Annotated in this window: 22 protein-coding genes and 1 tRNA gene; 6 read left to right on the forward strand and 17 right to left on the reverse strand. The window is 30.5% G+C overall.

From position 1 onward, the window contains the following. Positions 1 to 104 precede the first annotated feature (104 nt). Positions 105 to 1,007, forward strand: a complete 903-nt coding sequence (locus M9C80_04125; protein ID URQ69130.1) for a LysR family transcriptional regulator — start codon at positions 105 to 107, stop codon at positions 1,005 to 1,007. A gap of 1 nt (position 1,008) precedes the next feature. Here M9C80_04125 and M9C80_04130 read toward each other — a convergent pair whose 3' ends face one another. Next, the gene (locus M9C80_04130; GenBank protein ID URQ69131.1) at positions 1,009 to 1,809 is read right to left on the reverse strand and encodes an SDR family oxidoreductase; all 801 of its coding nucleotides are present in this window, start codon (positions 1,807 to 1,809) and stop codon (positions 1,009 to 1,011) included. 93 nt (positions 1,810 to 1,902) lie between these two features. Between M9C80_04130 and M9C80_04135 the strand changes: the two genes are divergently transcribed. Next, positions 1,903 to 2,853, forward strand: a complete 951-nt coding sequence (locus M9C80_04135; GenBank protein URQ69132.1) for a calcium/sodium antiporter — start codon at positions 1,903 to 1,905, stop codon at positions 2,851 to 2,853. Here M9C80_04135 and M9C80_04140 read toward each other — a convergent pair. After that, a complete protein-coding gene (locus tag M9C80_04140; protein URQ69133.1) occupies positions 2,830 to 3,225 on the reverse strand; it encodes a hypothetical protein in 396 nt (131 codons plus the stop codon). The genes M9C80_04135 and M9C80_04140 overlap by 24 nt on opposite strands. A gap of 108 nt (positions 3,226 to 3,333) precedes the next feature. On the opposite strand from M9C80_04140, the gene M9C80_04145 reads away from it, so the two are divergent. Then, positions 3,334 to 3,840, forward strand: a complete 507-nt coding sequence (locus M9C80_04145) for a thioredoxin family protein (protein URQ69134.1) — start codon at positions 3,334 to 3,336, stop codon at positions 3,838 to 3,840. A gap of 5 nt (positions 3,841 to 3,845) precedes the next feature. On the opposite strand, the gene M9C80_04150 is transcribed toward M9C80_04145, so the two are convergent. The 10 genes from M9C80_04150 to M9C80_04195 all read right to left on the reverse strand — a co-directional run bounded on the left by M9C80_04150 (position 3,846) and on the right by M9C80_04195 (position 13,433). After that, positions 3,846 to 5,120: an MFS transporter gene (locus tag M9C80_04150; protein URQ69135.1), complete on the reverse strand. Its 1,275-nt coding sequence runs from the start codon at positions 5,118 to 5,120 to the stop codon at positions 3,846 to 3,848. 4 nt (positions 5,121 to 5,124) lie between these two features. Beyond that, on the reverse strand, positions 5,125 to 6,408 hold the full coding sequence (argH, locus tag M9C80_04155) for an argininosuccinate lyase (GenBank protein ID URQ69136.1): 1,284 nt from the start codon (positions 6,406 to 6,408) through the stop codon (positions 5,125 to 5,127). Beyond that, the gene (argC, locus tag M9C80_04160) at positions 6,401 to 7,339 is read right to left on the reverse strand and encodes an N-acetyl-gamma-glutamyl-phosphate reductase (GenBank protein ID URQ69137.1); all 939 of its coding nucleotides are present in this window, start codon (positions 7,337 to 7,339) and stop codon (positions 6,401 to 6,403) included. Before argC ends, argH begins: the two co-directional genes overlap by 8 nt. Next, a complete protein-coding gene (locus M9C80_04165) occupies positions 7,329 to 8,639 on the reverse strand; it encodes an acetylglutamate kinase (GenBank protein ID URQ69138.1) in 1,311 nt (436 codons plus the stop codon). The genes argC and M9C80_04165 overlap by 11 nt, the downstream gene beginning before the upstream one ends. 2 nt (positions 8,640 to 8,641) lie before the next feature. Beyond that, a complete protein-coding gene (gene argG, locus M9C80_04170; protein ID URQ69139.1) occupies positions 8,642 to 9,832 on the reverse strand; it encodes an argininosuccinate synthase in 1,191 nt (396 codons plus the stop codon). Then, positions 9,829 to 10,833, reverse strand: coding sequence for an N-acetylornithine carbamoyltransferase (locus M9C80_04175; GenBank protein ID URQ69140.1), 1,005 nt, complete (start codon positions 10,831 to 10,833; stop codon positions 9,829 to 9,831). The genes argG and M9C80_04175 overlap by 4 nt, the downstream gene beginning before the upstream one ends. A gap of 144 nt (positions 10,834 to 10,977) precedes the next feature. Next, positions 10,978 to 12,024, reverse strand: a complete 1,047-nt coding sequence (locus tag M9C80_04180) for a glycoside hydrolase family 16 protein (GenBank protein ID URQ69141.1) — start codon at positions 12,022 to 12,024, stop codon at positions 10,978 to 10,980. Positions 12,025 to 12,037: 13 nt separating this feature from the next. Continuing rightward, positions 12,038 to 12,122 (reverse strand) — tRNA-Leu (locus tag M9C80_04185). 52 nt (positions 12,123 to 12,174) lie between these two features. Next, entirely contained in the window at positions 12,175 to 12,573 is a 399-nt protein-coding gene (locus tag M9C80_04190; protein URQ69142.1) for a hypothetical protein, read from the reverse strand. A 221-nt stretch (positions 12,574 to 12,794) separates the two neighbouring features. Beyond that, complete coding sequence (locus M9C80_04195) at positions 12,795 to 13,433, reverse strand: hypothetical protein (protein ID URQ69143.1); 639 nt, start codon at positions 13,431 to 13,433, stop codon at positions 12,795 to 12,797. Positions 13,434 to 13,494: 61 nt separating this feature from the next. On the opposite strand from M9C80_04195, the gene M9C80_04200 reads away from it, so the two are divergent. Both M9C80_04200 and M9C80_04205 read left to right on the forward strand, forming a co-directional pair. Then, positions 13,495 to 14,607: an acyl-CoA/acyl-ACP dehydrogenase gene (locus tag M9C80_04200; GenBank protein ID URQ69144.1), complete on the forward strand. Its 1,113-nt coding sequence runs from the start codon at positions 13,495 to 13,497 to the stop codon at positions 14,605 to 14,607. Positions 14,608 to 14,617: 10 nt separating this feature from the next. Then, the gene (locus M9C80_04205) at positions 14,618 to 15,838 is read left to right on the forward strand and encodes an acyl-CoA dehydrogenase family protein (protein ID URQ69145.1); all 1,221 of its coding nucleotides are present in this window, start codon (positions 14,618 to 14,620) and stop codon (positions 15,836 to 15,838) included. Positions 15,839 to 15,841: 3 nt separating this feature from the next. Here the strand turns inward: M9C80_04205 and M9C80_04210 are convergent, their stop codons facing one another. Beyond that, on the reverse strand, positions 15,842 to 16,363 hold the full coding sequence (locus M9C80_04210) for a hypothetical protein (protein ID URQ69146.1): 522 nt from the start codon (positions 16,361 to 16,363) through the stop codon (positions 15,842 to 15,844). A 24-nt stretch (positions 16,364 to 16,387) separates the two neighbouring features. Here M9C80_04210 and M9C80_04215 point away from each other — a divergent pair, with 24 nt between their 5' ends. Beyond that, positions 16,388 to 19,240: an insulinase family protein gene (locus M9C80_04215; protein URQ69147.1), complete on the forward strand. Its 2,853-nt coding sequence runs from the start codon at positions 16,388 to 16,390 to the stop codon at positions 19,238 to 19,240. A 3-nt stretch (positions 19,241 to 19,243) separates the two neighbouring features. Here the strand turns inward: M9C80_04215 and M9C80_04220 are convergent, their stop codons facing one another. Genes M9C80_04220 through M9C80_04235 form a run of 4 tightly spaced genes read right to left on the reverse strand, consistent with a single transcriptional unit; the run spans position 19,244 to position 23,996 of the window. Then, positions 19,244 to 19,846 (reverse strand): transglycosylase SLT domain-containing protein, encoded by a 603-nt coding sequence (locus tag M9C80_04220; protein URQ69148.1) that lies wholly within the window; start codon positions 19,844 to 19,846, stop codon positions 19,244 to 19,246. A 19-nt stretch (positions 19,847 to 19,865) separates the two neighbouring features. Next, positions 19,866 to 21,152: an ATP-dependent DNA ligase gene (locus tag M9C80_04225; protein ID URQ69149.1), complete on the reverse strand. Its 1,287-nt coding sequence runs from the start codon at positions 21,150 to 21,152 to the stop codon at positions 19,866 to 19,868. 1 nt (position 21,153) lies between these two features. Next, on the reverse strand, positions 21,154 to 21,798 hold the full coding sequence (locus M9C80_04230; GenBank protein URQ69150.1) for a cell division protein ZipA: 645 nt from the start codon (positions 21,796 to 21,798) through the stop codon (positions 21,154 to 21,156). Continuing rightward, positions 21,798 to 23,996 (reverse strand): AAA family ATPase, encoded by a 2,199-nt coding sequence (locus tag M9C80_04235; protein URQ69151.1) that lies wholly within the window; start codon positions 23,994 to 23,996, stop codon positions 21,798 to 21,800. The genes M9C80_04230 and M9C80_04235 overlap by 1 nt, the downstream gene beginning before the upstream one ends. Positions 23,997 to 24,006 lie beyond the last annotated feature (10 nt).

The raw sequence follows: 24,006 nt of genomic DNA on the forward strand, positions 1-24,006 counted from the left end.
AATTATCTCCCTTTATATCGTATAATTTGTTACTATTATAAATTCTATGAATAATACATCTTTGCTAATAATTAATCATAACGTTATGTTAATTACAAATCTATATGAAAATTAGTTCTTTCGATTTAAATTTGTTTGTTGTACTCAATGCAATATATACAGAGGGGAGTTTAACGAAAGCAGCAAACGTTGTTGGTATAACACAACCAGCAGTAAGTAATGCATTATCAAGACTAAGAGAAAAATTTGATGATGAGCTTTTTGTTCGAACAGGCTCTGGAATGGTTCCTACTCAAAAAACAGAAAACATAATTAAAGATATTCAAAGTGCATTGACTTTGATGCAAATAAGTGTGAACGAGCCTGATGGGTTTGATCCTAAGTTATCAAAAAGAAATTTTAAATTATCACTCGGTGACATCTCAGAAAGTAGGGTTTTACCATATTTAATGGAGATAGTTGATGGTAACGCTCCAAGAGTTTCAATTGGCAGTTATGCTTATTCAAGACATGATCAAGTTCATGCTCTTTCAACAAATAATTTAGATTTTGTTGTGGATCCAGTAATTCCAATTTCTGATGAAATAAATTCTATGAAAGTATTTGAAGATTCCTTTGTAGTTGCACACAGAGATAACCATGAGTTATCAAAAAAAAGTAATGTATCAATTGAAGATATTTTGAACCAACGTCATCTTAATGTTTCAAATAGAAAAAGAGGTCTTCATTTAATTGACATCGAATTAGAAAAAATTGGATATAAAAGAGAGATTGCTCTTAGATGTCAGCATTTTTTGATAGCTCCAGAAATAATTCGTTCAACAGATGTGGTTTTATTTGCAACGAAAAGTTTTGCAGAAAAAAATGATTTAAAATATATTGAAATTCCTGCTGAAATACCGATGATGGAGTATTTTTTAATATGGCATAAAAATGATGAAGGAGATGGTGGCCATATTTGGATGAAAAATTTACTAGTCGAAGCCTTTAAAAAAGCAAAAAAATAAGTTATCCCAAATTGTGGCTTGTTGTTTTAACAATTCCTCCATCGGAGGTTATTGTCTCACCGACAGTATACGCGCCGGCTCTTGAGCACAAAAAAATTGTAAGGCCGGCAATATCTTCAGGCGAGCCAATTCTTCCTCTTGGATTTCTTTTTTCAATATCCGAGTAATCAGAATTTACTGCAGAGCCAAGCATTGCACTTGGATATGGTCCTGGAGCAATAGCATTAACAAGAATATTTTCCTTTACTAATTTTGCCGCTAACACCCTTGTCAAATGGTGAACGGCTGCTTTTGAAGTGCTATAAGAATATGTCTCGAATGCTGGTACATTTAATCCATCGATTGATCCAATATTTATTATTCTTGATGGGTCATCGATAGTAGCTTTTTTTATTAAAATAGTTTTAAATTTTTGAATCATAAAAAACATACTTTTTACATTGAGGTCCATCACTTTATCCCAGCCTGTTTCAGAAAATTCCTCTAAAGTCTCACCCCATGCAGCTCCGGCATTATTTATTAAATAATCTATACCATTTGGTTCCAATTCAGTTATTTGGTTAAAAAATAAATCTACTCCTTCTTTCGTACTCAAGTCACATGGAATCGGAATACATTCTGATCCATATTCATCACTTAATTCTTTTGCTTTCTCCAGCAAAGCAGGAGCTTTTCTTGCAGATATATATACCTTACATTTATTTGCTAACAACCCAGAAGTAATCATTTCGCCAATTCCTCTAGATCCACCAGTAACAATTGCTATTTTATCTTTGACTGAAAATAAGTTGTCTAATTTCATTATCTAATTTTATATTAATACTCTTAACGATGATATTGTATTTTACTTAATTCAACATAATCTATTGAAACAATATTTGAGGTAAAATATCTTATGGCCTTATTTGCTAATTTTTTCTGGCTAGCTTTTGCGATTGGTATTCTTGTATGGGGAGCAAATAAATTCATTGATAGTTCATCATTATTAGCAAAAGAACTTGGTTTAACTGAACTCACTATAGGATTAACTATAATTGCCTTAGGGACATCTGCTCCCGAAATTTTTATAGCTATATCATCTGTTATCAACAATACGGGAGAGATAGCTATGGGGACAGTTGTGGGTTCAAATATTTCAAATATAGCTCTAATATTTGGCGTTTCATGTATTGGTATTTCATATAGACCGACTTCGACTCCAATTCTTCAGTTTATCCCCTTTTTTTTAGCAGCTTGTTTTCTTGGATATGCTCTATATGATCTGAGAATTGATATATTTGAAAGTCTAATTCTGATTTTAATTCTTCTTGTCTTTTTATTTGTTACATATAAAACTAAAAACTTAAATATTGATATCAATCATGAAAAAACAAAAAGCAATATTAATCAGACATTTTTTTTTCTTATTGTGGGTTTGGCTGCATTAATTGGAGGTTCGCATTTTGCTGTTTCAAATGCAGAAAGTATTGCAGAAATACTAAAAGTTCCTCAATTAATTATTGGACTAACAATTATTGCTATTGGAACTAGCTTACCAGAGCTTGCTGCAACTATTTCAGCAATTGTGAAAAAAAAGAACGAAATGGTTATTGGTAATATTATAGGATCAAATGTAATGAATATTGTTATTGTTGTTCCAATTATTGGTTTTTTTTCAAAAACATATTTAAATCCGAGTATTATTTCAAGAGACTTTATAGTTATGGCTTTATTTACGGCATTGTTTTTTTTAATAGCATTGAATTACTCTTCTAAAAAATTTGATCTAAGGATAATTAGATTTATAGGATCTTTATTTGTAGGATCTTATTTATTATATATTTTAATACTTAGTAACACTCTCTAATCTCTTATTAAAATATAAAATTAATATACCAATTACAAATGTGCATATCTCAAATATAAAAAATGCATTATAAAATGAAGGTGTGGTAGGCAATAGAGAAAATAAAACTCTACCTAAAGCAATAGACCCTACAAGAAAAATAACAAATTTAATAAAAAAGATACCAATAGATTTTTTAAAAATACCAATCAAGAATCCTACTCCCAGACAAAGATTTAAACCCCCGTATAGGCCAGCAATTTCACTATATCCAATTTCTGAGGCAATATTTAAACCAACTGCTTCTAAAAAAGAAGGCAAGTCCATCTCAAGGGCTCCAAAAACTGGATCTAATATAGCCCAAATTCCAATTGGTAGATAAACTAAAAACATAGCGAATAAGAACAATCTATTGATCCAAATCATTGTATTATCCCTTTTAAGTATTATTATTATGATTTAACACTACAATATAAAAAAATTTATTATTTGTAAATTCATATGACAAAAGCTTTAAAAAAAATCTTTAAGCTATTTTCTTGTTTGGCTATTACATTAAATATTAATTCTCAGTCAATTAAACTGAATGATGCAGATATTCTTACTAATCCACTTCCGCTTCCATACAATGCAGAAATATATAACACATCTGATTTAGATAATTTTATCGATTCATCAATTGATTCGCAAAAACAACCAATAATTATCTTTGGGGCTAATTGGTGTCCAGATTGCCGTATTTTTTCTGGCACAATTGAGATTAATTCAGTAAAGAAATTTACTGATAAGAACTTCAATATTATGTATATAGATGTTGGCAGGTATGATAAAAATATGAATTTAATTGAGTATTTTGATATACCTCCTTCGGAGGGAATACCAAGAATTTTAGTGTTTAATTTAAACAGAGAAATAATAAATAACTCCACTACTACTGAGTGGAGAACAGCCAGAGATAGAACATCTCAAGAGATTTTTAATTTTTTTCAAATAATGGCTAAAAACTAAGAGTATTATTCAAACTGTTTATCTGCACTTGAAAATATTAAATAATAAGTTCCGCCAAATACTAGAACGCTGCTACAAATAAAAAATATAAGGTTCCATGAGTTAGTCAATTCTAAGATAAATCCAGCAGCTATTGGACTTAAAATAGCTGCAATCATCGCAAGACTTCCTGAGATTCCTACTAGTGATCCAGTATATTTAGGACCCAAATCTGCGTGATTTACGCCAAAACCGCCAGCTGCTATTCCGCTACAAATGTTTGTCAAACATAATAATAATATTATTAACAAAATTGATTCTTGAAAAGGAATAATAGTCAAACATATTGCAGAACCAAAAAAGCCGATTGTATTTACTGACCTTCTTACCTTTATAATTTTGAAACCATTTTTGATTAGGCTGTCAGCTAAAAAACCCCCACAAATTAATGAAAAAACTGAAACAATGCTTGGAATTAAAATTAGTAAAATAAAAGTTCCAGAATCTAAATCAATCCCAAGCCCTCCAGATAATTCAGAAGCATTAACGTATTTTGGTAGATATGACAAAAAAGTGTACAAAGACCAGTTATTGCAAAAAGTAGCAATGACAATTGCAATAAAAGGTCCATTTTTAATTAAATCATAAAAAGGTACTGATTTTGCAGCAGAGCTTGCAGGAGCCTCTCTTTGAATTAAATCAAGTTCATATTTAGTTATTTTTTTATGATCTTCTGGATATGAAGTAACTAATTTTTGCCAGAAAAAAAACCAGAAAACACCTAAAGCACCAAACGAATAAAATACCCATTCCCATGAGTAATTCTCCATAATCAAGGCTGCTACAACTAAACCAAATACTGTACCAACTGCTATGCCACTATTGGTAACTGCAATTGTTCTTGTTCTTTCATTAAAAGGTATCCATCTTGCGTATAAAGAATGCCATGATGGAAATGTGATACCCTCACCTAGTCCCATTAATATTCTAATAAAAATTAAAAGAAAAAAGCCACTGTAAGCAAATGCTGGTGTAATAATTGTAAAAAATGACCAAAGAAGAAGTCCGTAGGCTAAAACTCTTTTACCTCCATATTTATCAGCTAAATATCCTCCCACTGTCATTGAAATCATGTAGCCTATATAGAAAGAACTCAAAATAAGTCCAACCTGTGATTCGCTCCAACCGAATTGTTCTTGCATAGGAATAATAGTTACTGAAATGTTAACTCTGTCTATGTAACAAATAAAAACAGCCAAAAATGACATAAAAACAACTCTGAATCTAATTGGTAATGACATTTAGCTATCTTATCTTTGTCAGTCGTTTTTTGAGAATGTTTAATTCAAGATTTTTTGGAGAACCTAGTGAATAATTTTTAGATTTAACTGTGTTAATTTTTTTGTCAACTGGATTATTTTTTACAAGATCATATGCATCTCTAAAAGACATACCGGTAGCAACATATTCGTATACTTTATCAGTCATCATCATATCCTCATTGATGTATTTGCTTGAATTTGTTTTATTTACTTTAATTGATTTAAGAATATCTGGAATTATAGATAATGTTTGAAAACATATAATAAAAGAAGAAACTAAACTTCTTTTGGTGAGTTGAAGATCTCTGTGATAACCACTTGGTAATGATAATAGGTTTTCTAATTCAGAGGATAAACCTGCAAGAATTGAATAGTTAGCTCTAATTATCTCTATAACATCAGGGTTACTTTTATTTGGCATTATTGATGATCCAGTTGAATATTTATTATCAATTGACAATAAATTAAACTCTTGAGACAAAAACAAACTCATATCCCATGCAAATTTTCTCAAATCAAGCATAGGTTGTTTAAGAGTATTTATTATTTGCATTTCATATTTACCTCTACTATTTTGAGCATAGAGACTATTTATTTGTATTCGATTGAAACCTAAATCTTTAGTGGTCTTTTTTCTATCAAGTGGCAAGGCGACACCATATCCAGCTGCAGTACCAAGCGGATTTGAATCAATCCAATCAATTGTTTTAATTATTAAATCAATATTATCAATGAAAGATTCAGCGAATGATGCAAACCATAAGCCCCACGAGGATGGCATAGCTCTTTGAATGTGCGTATATCCTGGCATTGGAATTTTTTCATGTTTAAATGCTAGTGTTAAAAACTTACTTGCAATTAATTTATTTTGATTTTTAATATTAATTAATTGCTCTTTTGCAAATAATCTAGTTGCAACTAAAACCTGATCATTTCTGCTTCTACCCGTATGAATTTTTTTCCCAATATCGCCTAATTCCTTTATCAAGAAAATTTCAATCGCAGAATGACAATCTTCATATTTATTACTTAACTTAAATGAACCATTAATATAATTTAATTTTAATTCTTTAAGTTTTTTTAATATTTTTGACTCTTCACTAGCCTTCAGTATATCAATTGACCTTAAAGACTTTACATGCGCAATTGTTCCATCAATGTCATGAACAAATATATATTTATCAAGCTCTATATCATCAGATGATAAGAATAAATCTATTTCTTTTGATGATTTAATATTTTTTGTGTTCCATATCTTCTTATTCATAGTTAACTCCTGTTAAATCATCAAAACCACAAGCAGCATTTATATTTTGAATAACCTGAGTTGCTGCTCCTTTAAGAAGATTGTCTAAAGTGCAACATAGTGTCAAATGTTGTTTATTTTCATCAAGGGAGAACCCGCCTATTTCAACAGTATGAGTATTTATAATTTCATTGATCATTGGAATATCTTTTTTAATATTAATTAACTTAGAATTTTCATAAAAATTTTTATACATGTTAAAAATATTTTCTACGCTGTTTTTCTTCTTTAATTTTAATTTTGATGTTACTAATATACCCCTAAAAAAACTTGCTACATGGGGAGAAAAATGGATCTGTTTATAAAGATTCATTCTGACTTCATTCTCATGAGCATGTCCAGATAGTGAGTATGGAATTAGGTTATTTTCCAGTTTTGATTGATTATTTCTTGAATTAGGAGTTGCTCCCGCCCCACTATAGCCAGAAATACCAATAGAATTAATATCCCCGTCGACTAAATCCATAATAGGTGCTATTGATAATTGCATTGCAGTTGCATAACAACCAGGATTGCTAATGGTTTTTGAACCATTATATTTTCTTAATTCAGGCAGTCTATAATGCCAAGCATTGTCTGTTCTAAAGTCAGAGCTTATATCAATAAAAATAATTTGATTATTTATTTTATTAATGATATCAAAATATGATTTAGCTTTACCATTGGGCATTGCTAGGATAACTACATCTACACCATCTATATTCATTTCGGATTTTTTTAACGGGGAAAATTTTAAGTCTTTATTACAAGAATTTTTTACTTGCGCACCTGCATTAGAACTTGAAAACACTTTAGTAAGATTTAAGTTTGGGTGATTATCTAAAATAGATATTATTTCTTGGCCCACATACCCTCTGCCACCAAGCATTGCAATATTTAATTTATTTTTCATAATTTATAGTAGCTGGTTTACTAGAGGCAGATTCAATGCATTTTGTTAATTCTTTTAAATCACTTATTCCAATCCAAAAAATATTCCAATCCTCATATCTTTGAAAACCATCACATACTTGCATGTAAAATTTGTTTATAGAATTATTTGGCCTTGATCTCCAGAATACCTTTGAATGATCAACTAACATTCTTTTCCAAATTGCATTACCTAATCCTTCTCCTCTAGCTTTATCAATAACTGCGAATTTGTCCATATAAGGTATGGAATCTTCAAAAGTCATCACAATAGCAGCTCTTTTGCATGAACTTAAATAATATTCTTTATTCTCGTTATCAAAATAATTACTTACGAGCTTTCCATTAAAGGATTTTTCAAGAACTAACTGCAATGACCTTTGTTCTTCATGATCTAAAATATCTTTTTTATTTATTTCGTGTCCAGATTTAATTAAAGTTCCAAAACCTGCATCTGTGAATAACTCTTTATTGAGATTAATTGGCTTTGTAATAGATATCGAACTACTGGTTGGTAATATATTTAATAAAAGTTTTATTTGTTCTAACTTTAATTTCATGCCTGAGTGAAGCCAATCTTTTGTCATCAATTTATCATAATCATCCTTAATATTTATCGTAGAAATCAATTGGTCTTGTTCATCTAAAATTCCGCCGGTTTCACTCAAGAAAATAATTTTATCTGGTGAAATTTCCTTTGCTATAGCTATAGTCGCGTTATCAGCATTAATATTTACAAATTCACCCTCTTCTGTTGCTCCAAGTGGAGATATTACAGGTATAGACTGAGTTGATAAAATATTTTTTAGCTCTTCGGAATTAGTTTCTACTATTTCACCAACATGCCCAAGATCTTTATCTTTAATTTTACATGTAAAGATGCCCTGGTTTATAGGAGTGGCATTTACTCCATTTGCTTCAAGCGATTTACATAGTTGATTATTAGTTTCATCAAATACCCTTATAGCAATTTTAAGCACTTCGTCAGTGGTTATTCTTTGTCCATTTTTAAATGAAAACTTAACTTTTGACTCCTCAAGCTTTTTGGATAGCATTGGCCCTGCGCCATGAACAATAATTGGTCTTAGGCCAACTTCGTTTAAAAAAAGTAATGAGGAAACTAAACTTTCCAAATCATCTCTTATAATTGCGCCACCAACTTTAATAACCGCAAACCTGTAATCATCTGATGAAAACCTTTCAAGATATTTTCTTATTTCCTTTTCACTACTCATTCCACCCAATAACTTAAGGACTGTTTCTTTAGTAAATGCCTTATCCATAATTATTTTTTATTAACACTTGTCCAAGTTGCAGTGCTTTGACCAAGCAATTTAATGAAACCTTGTGATTCTTCAACCCCCCAAGATGCGGATTGTGCATATATTGCTTCGTTGCTGATAAGTATTTTTTTTGCGTCTACGGAAATAGCGTCCACTCTGCCAGAACTCAATGTTAAAGTTACTTGTCCATTTACTGATTTTTGAATATCCTCTAAAAAAGTCTCTAAATTTCTTGTTAGGGGATCAAAGTAAAATCCACCATATACCAATTCAACCCACTTCTTACCTATTATTGGCTTAAAAAAGTTTTGCTTATCAGTAAAAACTGCCTCCTCAAGTGCTCTGTGAGCTCTTTGAAGGATAGTTATGCCAGGTGCTTCGAATATAAATCTTCCTTTAATGCCGATGATAGTATCGCTTGCAAAGATTTCTCTTCCAATACCATATTTTCCACCAATTCCATTTAGTTTTTTTAACAAATCAGGGCCTTTAATTGATTTATTGTTTAATTTCTTAGCTACTCCATTTTTAAAATCAATTGTAATTTTTTTACTTTTTTTAGGATAATTTTCTGGAGTTGAGCATATGATATAGCTTTCATTTGATGGTTTCTTCCATTGGTCAATTTCTGAACCAGATATAGTAGCTCCCATGAGATTTTCATTAACACTATATTTTGAACTAAGTGATGAAATTTTATATCCTCTTTCTTTTAAGAAATCTTCTTCGTAGCCCCTTACATTAGAAATTTTATTTTGAATCTCTCTTATTGGAGTTATCGTATTAAATTTACCAAAAGACTGAATAGATAAATCAAATCTTACTTGATCATTACCCATTCCAGTGCATCCATGAGAGATATAATTAGTTTTCAATTTTTTGCATAATTTGATCGCCTCTTTCACTATTAGATATCTGTCAGAACATAAAGCAGGATATTTGTCTTGATAGGATGCCCCAGACCAGATAAGTGGTTTAATAATTTCATCCCACAGTTGAACATCAACATTTGTATTAATATGTTTTTTTGCACCTAGCTCAATTGCTCTTTTTGAAATTTTATTTTCTTCAGATTTTGATATACCACCTGTGTTAACAAAAATTGTATGCACCTCAAAATTCTTTTCAATTAAATAAGGTACACAAAAACTTGTATCAAGACCGCCTGAAAATGCTAATACTATTTTTTTCATAATTTTTTTCCAATTAATTTGGTTAATAATGACTTTTGAACATGTTTTCTATTTTGTGCTTCTTGAATTGCGACACAATAGTTAGAATCCATTACCTCATCAGTTGCTTTTATATTTCTTCTTAATGGAAGACAATGACTGAATAAAGCTTTATTTGTATGATCCATTTTTTCCTGATCAACAATAAAATGCTTATATTTATCTCTTATTAATTTTTCATCCTCAACACTTCCATAGTAGTTTAATGATCCCCAACTTTTTGCATAGACTATATCCGCACCCTCATAAGCTTCTTTAATATCATGATGTATTGAAAATGATTTTTTATTTTTTTTACAATTTGACTGAGCCTCTGATATGAAGCTCTCATGAAGAATATAGTCTTTATTAGGGCATAAAAGCTTGATGTTCATACCAAATTTGCTAGCAACAAGAAGAGAAGAGTTGGCAACAGCAGTATTTAAAGGTTTAGGGTGATAAGTCCATGTAAGGAGATAGTTTTTATTGGATAGATCACCTAATTTTTCTTGCATTGTAAGAATATGAGCTAGCTCCTGACAAGGATGTGTAATACTTTCCATGTTTACAACTGGGACTGAAGAATGCTCAGCAAATGATCTTAAAATAATATCACTAATGTCTTCATCAACATTTTGAAATTTAGGAAAGGCTCTTACAGCAATTAAATCACAATAATCAGATAAAACTTTTGCAACCTCAATGATATGTTCTTCATTATCACCGTCCATTATAGCGTTTGGTTTAAATTCTATTGGCCAAGCATCCTTTCCAGGATGTAATATCACTGCATATCCACCTAACTCATTAATTCCTACTTCAAAACTTGTTCTTGTTCTCATTGATGGATTAAAAAAAAGCAGAGCAACAGACTTATTTTCTAACGTTTTATGAAATTTTTCCTTTTTCAAAAAGCTAGCATAATCAAGTAGATCTTGAAGTTCATCTTTGGCCCATTCTGACGTTGTAATAAAATTTTTCATAGTTTCCTAAAAACAAAAAACCCAGCAAATGCTGGGTCAAATATACATAACAATGTCCCAGCTTAAATAGCTAAAACCCGTCTGTTATGTGTTGTAGTTATATTCATCGGTGATAATTATATATAGAAATGCAGTTTTGTAAACTTATTCAACAAGAAGCTCATACTCAATCCAATCTACTATAAACCTTTGCTGATCAGGATTTTCTTTATTTGTGCATAATCTATTCTTACAAAATGCATCATAATCCACCCAATAATCATCATAAATTCCTCCTACAGCTACATTAATAATCATATAGTATGTGGAATTAAACGGATAACTAAATTTTTTAAATTCTGGGTGATTACTATCAATTCGAAAATAAGGTTCACTTTCATTGTCTAAATAAAAACTTATCTCATCTTCTAACCATTTCAATGTAATAGAATGAAATTTATCAATAAATCTTACTTTTCTAGGAATTAAAGCTTCACCAACAAGTGTTGATTTGTTTGTTGGAGTCTTGCCAAAGTGCAAAGCTGAACTAGCAATATTTGAAATTCTTCCCCTATGCTCAATTATATCTATTTCACCACCTTGAGGCCATTGCACATCTTTATCAGGCATTAGCCAAAAAGCTGGCCAAAAACCAATACCTTTTGGTACCTTGAAACAAATAGTTATTTTTGATGGATAAGTAAATGACTTTAAGCTTTTTGTATTGATTCTCGCTGACGTATAATTAAATCCAAAATATGGTTTTTTTTTGTTATAGATTGGTTGAATTTTCAAATATCCATCTTCAATAAATAAGTTATTAGTTACATTCTTAATTTTTTCGTTTTCAATTTTTTCTTTCAGAATAAGATTTTCACCAGATACGTCATCTATGTGATGATGTTCATTAAATCTAGTATTTCGTTGAGGTTTTGTATAGTACTGTAATTCACCATTTCCCCAGCCTGAAATGTATTGTCCATTATAATTAAAACCGTTAGATACTGAGTATTGCCAATTCTCCTTTGAAAGTGAATCACCATTAAAATCTTCAAACCATGTCAATATGCTCGGATCAGATCTGTTCTTACAGTATGAATTTTTTTCTTGAGCAAAATCATCAGAATTAATAATTTTTCTTACTTCGATTGTCTTATTTTCGCTCAATAAAGAAGGGATAATTAAAAGAGATAATAAAATTCTATAATTCATAAAGCGATAATATTGGTAGGGATGGAGGGAGTCGAACCCCCACGCCTTGCGGCACTTGGTTCTAAGCCAAGCGTGTCTACCAGTTCCACCACATCCCCAGATTGCAGCATTATAAAGCCTATTTTTATTTATATGTAAGAAATTTATTAATTACAAATCGTAATTAATTTGATTTTTTCTTTGTCTATACAAGAAAATTAATGCGATAAGAGTTAACAAACCTATAAAAAAAGCAATTAAATCATATTGGAATAGGCCCTCATAGAACATCCCAGATAATTTTCCAACTAACATGCAAAAAACTATATATATTAAAACAGTTCCAAGTTGAACTCTAGATGAAGAGAAAATAAATCTCACCATAATGTAACCGCCGGCAACAAAAATACCAGCTAAAGTACGCACAAAAGTTGCAAGTGGGGTATTTCTTTCAATTTCACCAAATGGTAAAAAGAAAGATTCTAAATTTGGAAAAAAGATGGTGTATAAGCCGCATACAATTGAAAATATACCGACAATAACTAAATATGACTTGAAAATAAAACTCATAAAACCCCCAACATGTACAAAGCAATGAGAAAACTTATGGTCCCTACAACTATCCATATGTACATCTCTTTAAAATTATTAAACTTATATGAATTTATTGCAAGAAAACAGCAAAATATTGGAGCCAATACAATAATGCCATAGCCAATTAATATTGCTAAAGGGATGAAAGCTAGCAATAGAAATACTTGTAAAAATTTCTTATTCATTAATCTTTATCTTTATTCTTTAATAATACTCTCTTTTATTGAAGCTATCTCAGTTTGAACCTCGTTTATAACTTGATTTAATTGTTTTTTATAATTCTCTAGGCTAACTATAGAGTCATCTATAATAATTATTTGTGTCTCCAGCGATCTTATTGACGATTTAAGTTCTGTTAAATTTTTTCCAATAGATGAAATATTGCCTAATTGCCTTTCAATTTTGTCTACAAGATCTTTATTACCTTTAATATTTTTAGCAGCACTACCCATGTTAAGGTTCAAATTTTGTAGATTTTCATTAATATCATCGATGGTTTTTTTTATTTTAGATATATCGACTCTATTTTTTTTATTACTTAAATCCCACAATTTTCTCACCTCTCTATCTAAAAACTGTATAGATGAAGATATTTCGGTTAGAGAATCATTATTAGTTTCATCTGCAATATTTATTTGCTCTTCAATTATTAAAACCCTTTCATCTATTGCTGAAAGAGTATTATTGAAATTTGTAGATTGTGTTATTTGAGAAATAATTAAAGCCAGAATAGACATAAAAACTAAAACATAAATAAAACCAATTAATAAGCCACCTGATTCTATTTTTTTTAAGTATGACGGTAGTTGTTTGCTAGGTTTTATCTCATTACTCATAAATGTTAAAAAATTAAAGATTACTTTATAATAAGCTTTTATTTTACATTAATATTCAAAAATGAACTTAGATTTTTCAAATGATCAAAAAATGCTAAAAGAAGAAGCAAAAAAATTTCTTTCTAAAGAAAATGCATTATTACGAAATAGAACTGTTCTTGAGAATGAATCATATGTGGATAATGATTTATGGGCAAAAATTGTTTCACTCGGTTGGACTGGGATAAGAATACCAGAAAAATATAATGGCTTAGGCCTTGGACATCTTGAGCTATGTGTGATTGCTGAGGAATTAGGTCGATTTCTTGCTCCTGTTCCATTTTCTTCATCAGTATATTTATTTACAGAAACCATTATTAATTATGCAAATGATGAACTTAAAAAAGAATTACTTCCAAAGTTAGTATCAGGTGAAATTGTAGGCACACTTGCTGTTACCGAAGATTTTATGGCACCTAGTCGTGACAATATTTTGGTAAGTTGTGATAATGGTTTGATAAATGGCAAAAAAATAGCAGTGCCTGACGCTAAAATTGCTACTCATGTAATTGTAGTGGCAAAAACAAATTCTGGCATTTCGTTGAGATTGGTAGATACATCCTCCTCTGGAGTTACTATAAAACACCAGAAAAATATTGATGAAAGTAGAGGTCATTTTCAAATTGATTTTGATAACGTAGAAGGTTCTCTTATTGGTGATGAGATCAGTGGTTGGGAACAATACGAATCAATTATAAATCAAGCAGCTGTATTGTTTAGTTATGAACAAATAGGTGGGGCACAAGCTTCGCTTGATATGGCGATAGGTTATGCAAAAGAAAGATATGCTTTTGGAAGACCAATTGGCTCTTTTCAAGCAATAAAACATAAACTTGCTGATATGTATGTTTCTTTAACATTAGCCAAATCTAATTGTTATTATGCTGCTTGGGCCTTGTCAACAAACTCTTCTGACCTTCCATCTGCTTCTGCAACTGCAAGGGTTAGTTCTACAAAAGCATTTCAATTGTGCTCAAAAGAAAATATTCAAACTCATGGAGGCAATGGATTTACTTGGGAATATGATTGTCATTTATTTTATAGACGATCAAAACTTCTATCATTAAATATAGGTTCGATGAGTAATTGGAAAGAGAAACTTGTTACAAGTTTAGAACAGTCAAATATTAACTAGGATTATAAAAATGGACTTCAACGATACAACAGAACAAGCAAATTTTAGAAAACAATGCAGATCTTGGCTTGAAGAAAATGCAAAATATAAAAGTGGAAATTCTAAGCCAAATGATTTTGCTAACAAGGATGCACTAAAAGAAGCCAAATCATGGCAAAAAAAGAAATATGATGCAGGATGGGCAATGTTACATTGGCCAAAAGAGTATGGGGGAATTGGAGCCAGCGCGATAGAAAGGATTATATGGGGTAATGAAGAATCAAAATTTGACGTACCAAAAGGTATTTTTGAAATTGGTCTAGGGATGTGTGGTCCAGTAATGATGGAGTACGCTACTGATGAGCAAAAAGAAAGATACTTACCTCCTATGGCCGAAGGTAAAGAAATTTGGTGTCAATTATTTTCTGAACCATCCGCTGGATCTGATGTTGCAGGACTAAGAAGCAAAGCTGTCCAAGATGGAGATAAGTGGATAATAAACGGGCAAAAGGTTTGGACATCTGGTGCTCATTTTTCTGATTTTGGCATTTTAGTTGTTAGGCATGATCCAAGTGTTGAAAAGCATAAAGGTATGACTTTTTTCTTTGTGGATATGAAGTCACCTGGCATAGAAATTAAACCAATTAAACAAATTACTGGAAGTTCAAGTTTTAATGAAGTTTACTTTAATGATGTAGAGATACCAGATTCACAAAGACTTGGAGCAATTGGTGATGGTTGGAAAGTGGCTATCACAACTTTAATGAATGAGAGATTGGCTGTTGGAGATGCTAACGGCGCTGATGTTGAAGATGCTTTTAAGTGGGCTAAAAAACAGGATGATAATGGTGAACCACTTTTAAATAATAAAGCTGCTCGTGAATCTATTGCAGATTGGTATTGTGAAGCAAGCGGCTTAAAAAATACAAAATTGAGAACAATGTCAGCCCTTTCAAAAGGTCAAACACCAGGACCAGAAGCATCTATTACAAAAATTGTTAGTGCTGGTAAGCTGCAAGATATTGGTAACTTTGGTATAGACTCCTTGGATATGGCTGGAATGCTAAGAACTGAGAATTTAGATATTAAAAGTTTTCACAATGCTTGGCTGGGAGCTCCAGGACTTAGAATAGCTGGTGGAACTGATGAAATTTTAAAAAATGTTATTGCTGAACGTGTTCTTGGTTTACCGCAAGATCCCAGAGCAGATAAAGGAGTTGCGTTTAAAGATATTCCTTCAAGCAAGAACTAAGCTTTATAAAAAACTCAACATAATTTCATCAATTAAAATATTTGATCCATCATCAGTTGTAACATCTCTTGATGAACCATTTCTCCAAACAGTAAGTACTGTCCAAACTGTGGTATCAAGTTCTTTGTCTTTGAGATTAATTCTTAAGATATTTTCAGTTACAGTTCTAACATCATTATTAAATGAATATCTATTATAGTAATAAGGTGAATAGTAGTAATAACCTAGAGATCCCCTATCTGCATCAATTTTATCTTTAGTTGTGATATTGATTTCAAAAGTTAAATTAGAATTTTTATCATAGGAAAGACCCTTCTCTTCCAATGCATTTTTAAAATTATTTGAAAATTTTTCAAGCTCAATTGGATCAATTTCAGCACTTAAAAATGAATCATTTATATTTATATAAAAATCGCTATAATTATCAAGATTAAATGTATCAACAGAGTTAATTTTTATATTCGATTGAGTGCTAGCACATCCAAAAATTAATAAGACACAGATTAGAGAAGTTATTTTGTTCATTATATTATTTTAACAACTTTTTTTATGTTTGAAATACAAGACGAAAAATATATACCATTACTTGATATAAATGCACAAATTTATGAGGATGAGCATTTTAAATGCAAACATATTCATTTAGATTCAAAAAGCAATGAAAAAGTATTTATGGTTGCTTTTAGAACTATTCCAAGTGATTCGTCTGGCGTAGCTCATATACTTGAACACACTGCATTATGTGGTTCTGAAAAGTATCCTGTAAGAGATCCTTTTTTTATGATGATTAGAAGATCTCTAAATACCTTTATGAATGCGTTCACTTCAAGTGATTGGACTGCTTATCCTTTTGCAACTTTAAATAATAAAGATTTTAAAAACTTATTAGGGGTATATCTTGATTCATCCTTTTTCCCAAAATTAGACATGCTCGATTTTGCTCAGGAGGGCCATAGGCTAGAATTTTCAGACAACGATAATATCGAAAGTGAAATTCAAATTAAGGGAGTTGTTTTTAATGAAATGAAAGGAGCCATGAGTTCAGTGACTAGTCAATTATGGCATGGTTTATCAAAAAATTTATATACATCATCAACTTACAAACATAATAGTGGAGGAAATCCAGAAAATATTATTGATCTTACTCATGAGGATTTAGTTTCATTTCATAAAAAACATTATCACCCCTCCAATGCAACCTTTTTTACTTTTGGAAAGATTAGTCCAAAAGAAATTCAGGATTATATACATGCAAATGTTTTGAACAAATTCACTCCTTCGCTTGAAGAAATTGCTGTCAAAAATGAAAAAAGAATATCAGAACCAAAAGTTGCCTATGACTTCTACAATCCACAACCTGGTGATGAAAATAATCATCATGTTGTCTTAAGCTGGTTGTTGAAAGAAAGTCATAATCCAATTGAATTATTAGAATCTTATTTAATGTCAAGTATATTACTAGATAATTCTGCATCACCACTTAGAAAGATATTAGAAAATACAAATTTGGGTAAATCTCTTTCTCCATTAACTGGACTTGAAGCTGATCAAAAAGAACTTGTCTTTGCTGTAGGACTGGAAGGAGTTGAATCTAATAAGCATATGGAAGTTGAGAAATTAGTATTTGATTGTTTAAATGATCTTACTGAAAATGGCATCCCGAAGGAACTTGTAATGTCATCACTTCATCAGTTAGAAATAAAACAAAGGGAAATTACAGGATCTGGTATGCCCTTTGGTCTTCAAGTAATGTTAAGTTGTTTGCCGGCATGCATTCACAATGATAATCCTTTAAATATTCTTGATTTAGATTCGGCTTTTAATAGCATTAAAGATAATTTAAATAAAGAAAATTATATTGAAAGTCTTATATCTAAGAATTTGATAGAAAATAATCATAGAGTTAATTATTCTTTAATACCGGATGTTAACTTTAATAAGAAAATTGAAAAGAAAATTCAAGATAAGCTTGATAAATACACAAACACACTTTCAATTGATGATAAAAATAAAATAGCTTATATAGCAAAGTCTCTTGAAAAAAGACAATCACAAGTAGATGATCCTGAAATTTTACCAAAAGTTACTAAAAGTGATATCCCACTAAAGAGATCATATATTTCACCAAATAAAAGTGATGCTAATTACTTTTACAAAACAGGAACTAATGGTCTTGTATATCATTCAATGATTTTTCCATGCAAAAGCTTAACTAAAAATGAGTTAGAGATCTCCTCTCTTTTTTCTGACAATATTACAAATATTGGACTGGGATCAGAATCCTATGAATTAATTCAAAAAAAGCAATCTCTTATAAGTGGTGGTATTTCAGCATCTTTTAGTGTAATTCCAGATGAAACAAATAAAAATTATCAACTAGCGTTAAAAATTAGTAGTAAGTGTTTAAAAGGAAATGAAAATCAAATGCAAGATTTAATGTTAAAAACAATTCAAGAATCAAATTTTAATGAGTCAGAAAGAATTCAAGAATTGTTAGGTTTTATTTCAGCTAATAATGAAAAATCAATTATTCAAAATGGTCATATTTTATCAATGAGTAGTGCTGCAGCTCAAATAAATAATATAGCTTCAACTAATGATTTTACCGGCGGGATAAGATTTATAAGTAATACGTCGAGCTTGTATAAAAATATTACTAAAGAAAAAAATATAGATAGTTATATAGATTCACTGCAAGCAATTAAATCTAAAATATCTAATGATCCTATATACACATTCATAGCTTCATCTATAGACTTGCAGGATTTAAAAATTAAGAGTGATTTTGATAAAAATTCAAACTTTGAAAAAATTCTTTTTCTTGAATCGCAAAAAGATTCATATGCATGGATAACTGGATCACAAGTATGCTTTTGTGCTGAAGCATTTCCATCAGTAGATATTGATCATAATGATTCTGCTGCATTAACGGTTTTGGGTGCTGTGCTAAGAAATGGCTATTTACATTCGGCAATTAGAGAAAAAGGTGGTGCTTATGGTGCTGGTGCAAGCCAAGATTCAAAAAATAAAACCTTCAAATTTTTTTCTTACAGGGATCCTAATTGCATCGAAACATTTAATGAATTTAAAAGATCAATTGATTGGGGAATAAGCAATATTAAAACATCTCACTTAGATGAAGGCATACTTGGAGTTATTTCTAGTATTGATAAGCCTTTATCGCCATTTGGAGAGGCTATGAATGATTTTTCCAGTGAGTTAGATAATAGATCACAAGAAGCAAGACTTAATTTTAGATCTAGAGTTAAGAAGTGCTCTGTAAAAGATTTACAATACGTTTGTGAAAAATATTTATTAAATAACTCAAAAAAATCTGCTATTGCTGGTGAAAGTTATATTGATCAGTTAAAAGAACTTAACCTTAAAATTAAAGAAGTTTAAGACTTAAAAAAAGAAAAACCATTTACGTTTGAGTTGCTTTTGACATCCCCAATACTGTTGTTGATATTTTGTTGATCTTGTTTGGACTCTGTCAGCAACCTTTATCAACCATTGTTTCTTTCTGTAAGTTTTCTTTTTAAAACCACCATAGCCTTCGTGATAAGCTAAATATAAAGACCTTGCATCGGTTCTTTCAAACCCTTGATAATATCCTTTGGCCGCATACCAACCAATAAAATCGGCTGAATCTTTAAATGATGAACGTTTAGCATTAGTATTGCCAGTTTCCTTTTGATAATCTTCCCAAGTCATTTTTAGTGCTTGTGAATAACCTCTTGCAGTTGAGGCTCTTAACCAAGGGATGAAACCAAGTAACTTATCTCTTGCCGGTTTAGCATCATGTCTAAAGCTAGATTCCTGATACATAAAAGACATTAGCACATAAGGAGGTACCTTCCATCTCTTTTCACTCCTCATTACAGCCTTATACCAACTTCTTTTTTCTTTGAATATTAAACATAGATTATCAGGATTCTTTGGTGGTTTTGTTGCACATGAAGACAAGATTAAAAAAGCAAACATGAATAGAAATATTTTAGAATTCATTTTAATGAAAATCGATTTTTTATAATTTTTCATCTATCTCAAATCCTCTAAAATTTTTAAACCTTGGGAACCTTAAACTATAGGTTTCACTATCTAAGCTTTGAGTAATTGCATCTGCTCTTATTTCTATAAGTCTACCGACTAATTTATCTTTAGCTAACCAAAATTTTTCTCTATCTTCATCAGTTAATCCACTTCCAACACTTAAAGAAAAAAACTTTCCATCATCTGTTCCTTCAACAGTGAATGCGCCTAACTTGCCCTCATGCTTACCTGTACCCTCTTGAATACTTGTTACTTTTAATGTTACTTCAATAAATGGTTTTATTTTTAACCATGCATGGCTCCTTTTGCATTCGTAAAGATCATTTTTAGGCTTTATCATTAGTCCTTCATAGCCCATTTCAAGTGCTTCTTTATTCATCTTGGCAAACTTTGCTTGTCCTTTTGGATTATCGAAATCTATTACTTCATAATCAACTAATTTTATAGAATCTTTAAAATTATTATCTAGTTTTCTAAGGACCTCTTTTCGTTCAATTGAATTCAATTTGCTTACACCATTGTTAAATTCATTGAGAGGCAAGATATCAAATAAAGCTAAGTATGCATCTTTTGTATTTGCACCAGACTTTCTATGGACTTGCTTCATTAGCTCTTGAAAATCATTACTCATTACTTCTCCATCAAAAACAAAATTATTATATTTTGAAGAACTTAAAGCTTCTTCGATATGGGGAAAATTTGAAAAAATTTTTCCATTTCTGCTATATAAAGTAGCATTTCCTTTTTTTACAATTGCGATAACTCTTACTCCATCATATTTATATTCTACTAAACATTCGCCAATAATTTTTTTAGGATGCTTTGCGCCATCATGAGCTAACATGCATGAAAAAACTGGAATACTAAAATCAAGATTCATTCTTTTTGCTACATTATTAACTGTTTTTTGACTCACACCACATCTTAAATCCTTAATAAGAATTCTTCGATACCAATTATTCCATTGATCACCTGATGATCTTTTCATTAATTCTATAATTAAATCTCTTGCAGCATGACCAGTTTTTTCTCTATCAACAAGAAGATTGATCTTCTCTTTAAACTCCTTCCATGATAAGTGATTGGTCTTTTCCTTAGATTCAGGAACTTGTTTTACACCGAATGTAATTAGTGGATCTAAACACATAGATAAACCCTCTTGAAATTCCTCATTGTGTAAATTTTTTTCAATTACGCTTTCTTTAAATAGTCTACTATTATTACTTTCGAGTTCTATAATTATCTTTGATGGGTCTGTCATCCTAATTTGATACTTCTTTAAAGTTATTAAGTTGGCTTAAACGCATAATTTCTTGAGCTCTTGATTCCATATGAGAAATCATTTGTTTTGTTATTGGCATCCTCTCTGCATCACAAATACTTGAATGAAACTTTTCTGAAAACATATATGCAAAATTAATCATTTCTTGGAATGCATTAGTAGGATTGCTTACACTTGCAAGATCAGCAACAACTAAAATGGCGAAGGTTGAAGTATTTTCATCAAAAGTTCCGGGATTAATAGCATTAACTATTTTAAATATTTCTTTGTTATTTATATCTAAATATGAAAAATAGCCGTTCTTACTTTTTGTATTTAGGTTATTCATGATTCCAAAAAATTGATTAATATTAAAATCAGATTTATCTACAGAAATTAGGTTTAGTATGGCTAGCTCTTGCTCTTTGTTTTGTAGCTCTTTGGCTTCATCAACTTTTTCATTAAAGTCAAAAGAACTTTGATTATCTATATTTATTGAATCATCTTCATCAAATGAATCCGAAACAGGTTCTATTTTCATCTTAAGCTCGCTGGAATTTGATATTTTTCTAATGAAGAAAAAAGTTAAAATTAAAAAAATTAAAACTGAAAAACCTATTAGATATATTTCAAAATTATTTTGCATTACGTTTCTGCAAATTCTAATGCTTGATTAACATCAACCGATACCATTCTTGATACACCAGCTTCCTGCATTGTGACTCCCATAAGATGATCACTTCTTTCCATTGATACTTTGTTATGAGTTATAAAAATAAATTGGATAGTTTTTGACATTTCTTCAACCATATTTATAAATCTCATCGTATTTAAATCATCTAATGGTGCATCGACTTCATCAAGCATACAAAAAGGAGCAGGATTCAACTCAAATATTGAAAATACAAGTGCTAATGCTGTTAACGCTTTTTCACCGCCAGATAACTGCGAAATTGAAGTATTTTTCTTTCCAGGAGGACGGGCCATCAGAACAACTCCTGCGTTAAGAGTATCATTTTCAGTCAGAGAAAGTTCTGCAAAACCACCCCCAAAAAGTTTTGGAAAGACTTCTTTGATCCTTGCGTTTACTGCATCAAAACTATTTTTAAATCTAGTTTTTGTTTCTTCATCAATTTTCTTAATAGCAGCTGAAAGTTTTTCAAGTGCGTCTATTAATTCATCATACTGGGAATCTAATTCTTCTTTTCTTTTGAGTTCTTCTGCAATTTCATTTGGTGCTGCTAAGTTAATTGCCCCTAACTTTAAGATTTTCTCTTGCAAAATCTCAATATTTTTTTGTAATTCTTCAACATCTAAATTCTCGTAGTTATCAAAATTAATTGTATCTATATTTATACCTGCTTGATTAATTTTTTTATTAGATGAATCTAATTGTATTTCATGTGATTTAAGTTCTACTCTTAAATTAGTAATTTTTTCTGATATGGATCTTAAATCAAGCTCTGCGATAGATCTTTCACTTTCTAATTTTTTTACTTCGCTATCAACAGCTGATTGTTCTTTTCTTATTTTGTTAAGTGCTTCTTCAGCTATTGAACTATTCAAAATAAGGTCATTTAGTAATTCAGTTTTTGTTTCAATTGATTTATCTATGTCATTTATATCTTTTGTAAGCTTAGTCTTTCTTTCAATATAGTCAGCTGAAATGCTTTTTGTTTGCTCTGATGCTATTTGAAATATATTTTTTAATAAATCTTTTAATTCATAAGCATTTTCTTTAACACGATCTTTAACAAAGCCATTTTCATTTAATGTGTTAATTATCCTATCTAAAAGTCGTAATGCTTTTTCTTTTGGTGACAAATTTTCAAAATCTTCTGCTTTCTCAATAGCTATTTTATGAAGATCTTCTACTCTTGAAAGTTCTTCTTTGAATTGTTTTTTTTGATTTTTTAAGTTGTGAATATCTTGTTCGTTTCTTGCAACCTCTGCTCCAATAGAATAATAATTTTTTTGAGACTCTTCATACGAGCTTAAAACTGCCTCATTTTGTGTTCTAAATTCATCAATCTTAGATTGTTTAGTTTTAACCTCTGAATCTTTTATTTTATAGTCACGATTTAGAGCATCTAGATTATTTTGAAGTTGGTCTTTGCTATTTTTTGCTTTTAATGAAAAAACAATAGCAATATCTAGCTCTGTCTTTGCTTCATCTTCTTTAAGTTTTTTATATTTTTCAGCAGCTTTAGCCTGATTTTCAAGCCTTTTTATTAATCTTGAAATTTCATCTTTAATATCTTTTACACGCGAAAGATTTTCTTTAGTTCTTTTGATCCTACTTTCAGTCTCTCTTCTTCTTTCTCTATATTTAGATACTCCGGCTGCTTCTTCAATATGTGTTCTAAGATCTTCTGGTTTTGCTGAAACTAAACTACTTACCATCCCCTGTTCAATAATTGCATATGAACTTGGGCCAAGCCCAGTTCCTAAAAAAAGATCCTGAACATCTTTTCTTCTGCATTTTGTACTATTAATAAAATAATTTGACTGACTATCTCGAGTCATAACTCTTTTAATTGAAATCTCATTAAAGGATGAGTATTCACCACCAATTTTTCCACTTGAATTATCAAATAATAATTCAATACTGCATTGACCTGAGGGCTTTCTCAGGTCTGATCCATTAAAAATGACATCAGCCATTGAATCTCCTCTTAAATTTTTGGCTGAAAGTTCACCTAACACCCATCTCACCGCATCAATTACATTAGATTTACCGCAACCATTAGGACCAACTACACCAACTAAGTTTGTTGGAAATGCTATTTTCGTTGGATCTACGAAACTTTTAAAACCTGCTAGTTTTATATGTTTTAATTGCATTATGAAGAGT

Source organism: SAR86 cluster bacterium (assembly GCA_023703615.1).
Lineage (GTDB): Bacteria > Pseudomonadota > Gammaproteobacteria > Magnimaribacterales > D2472 > MED-G85.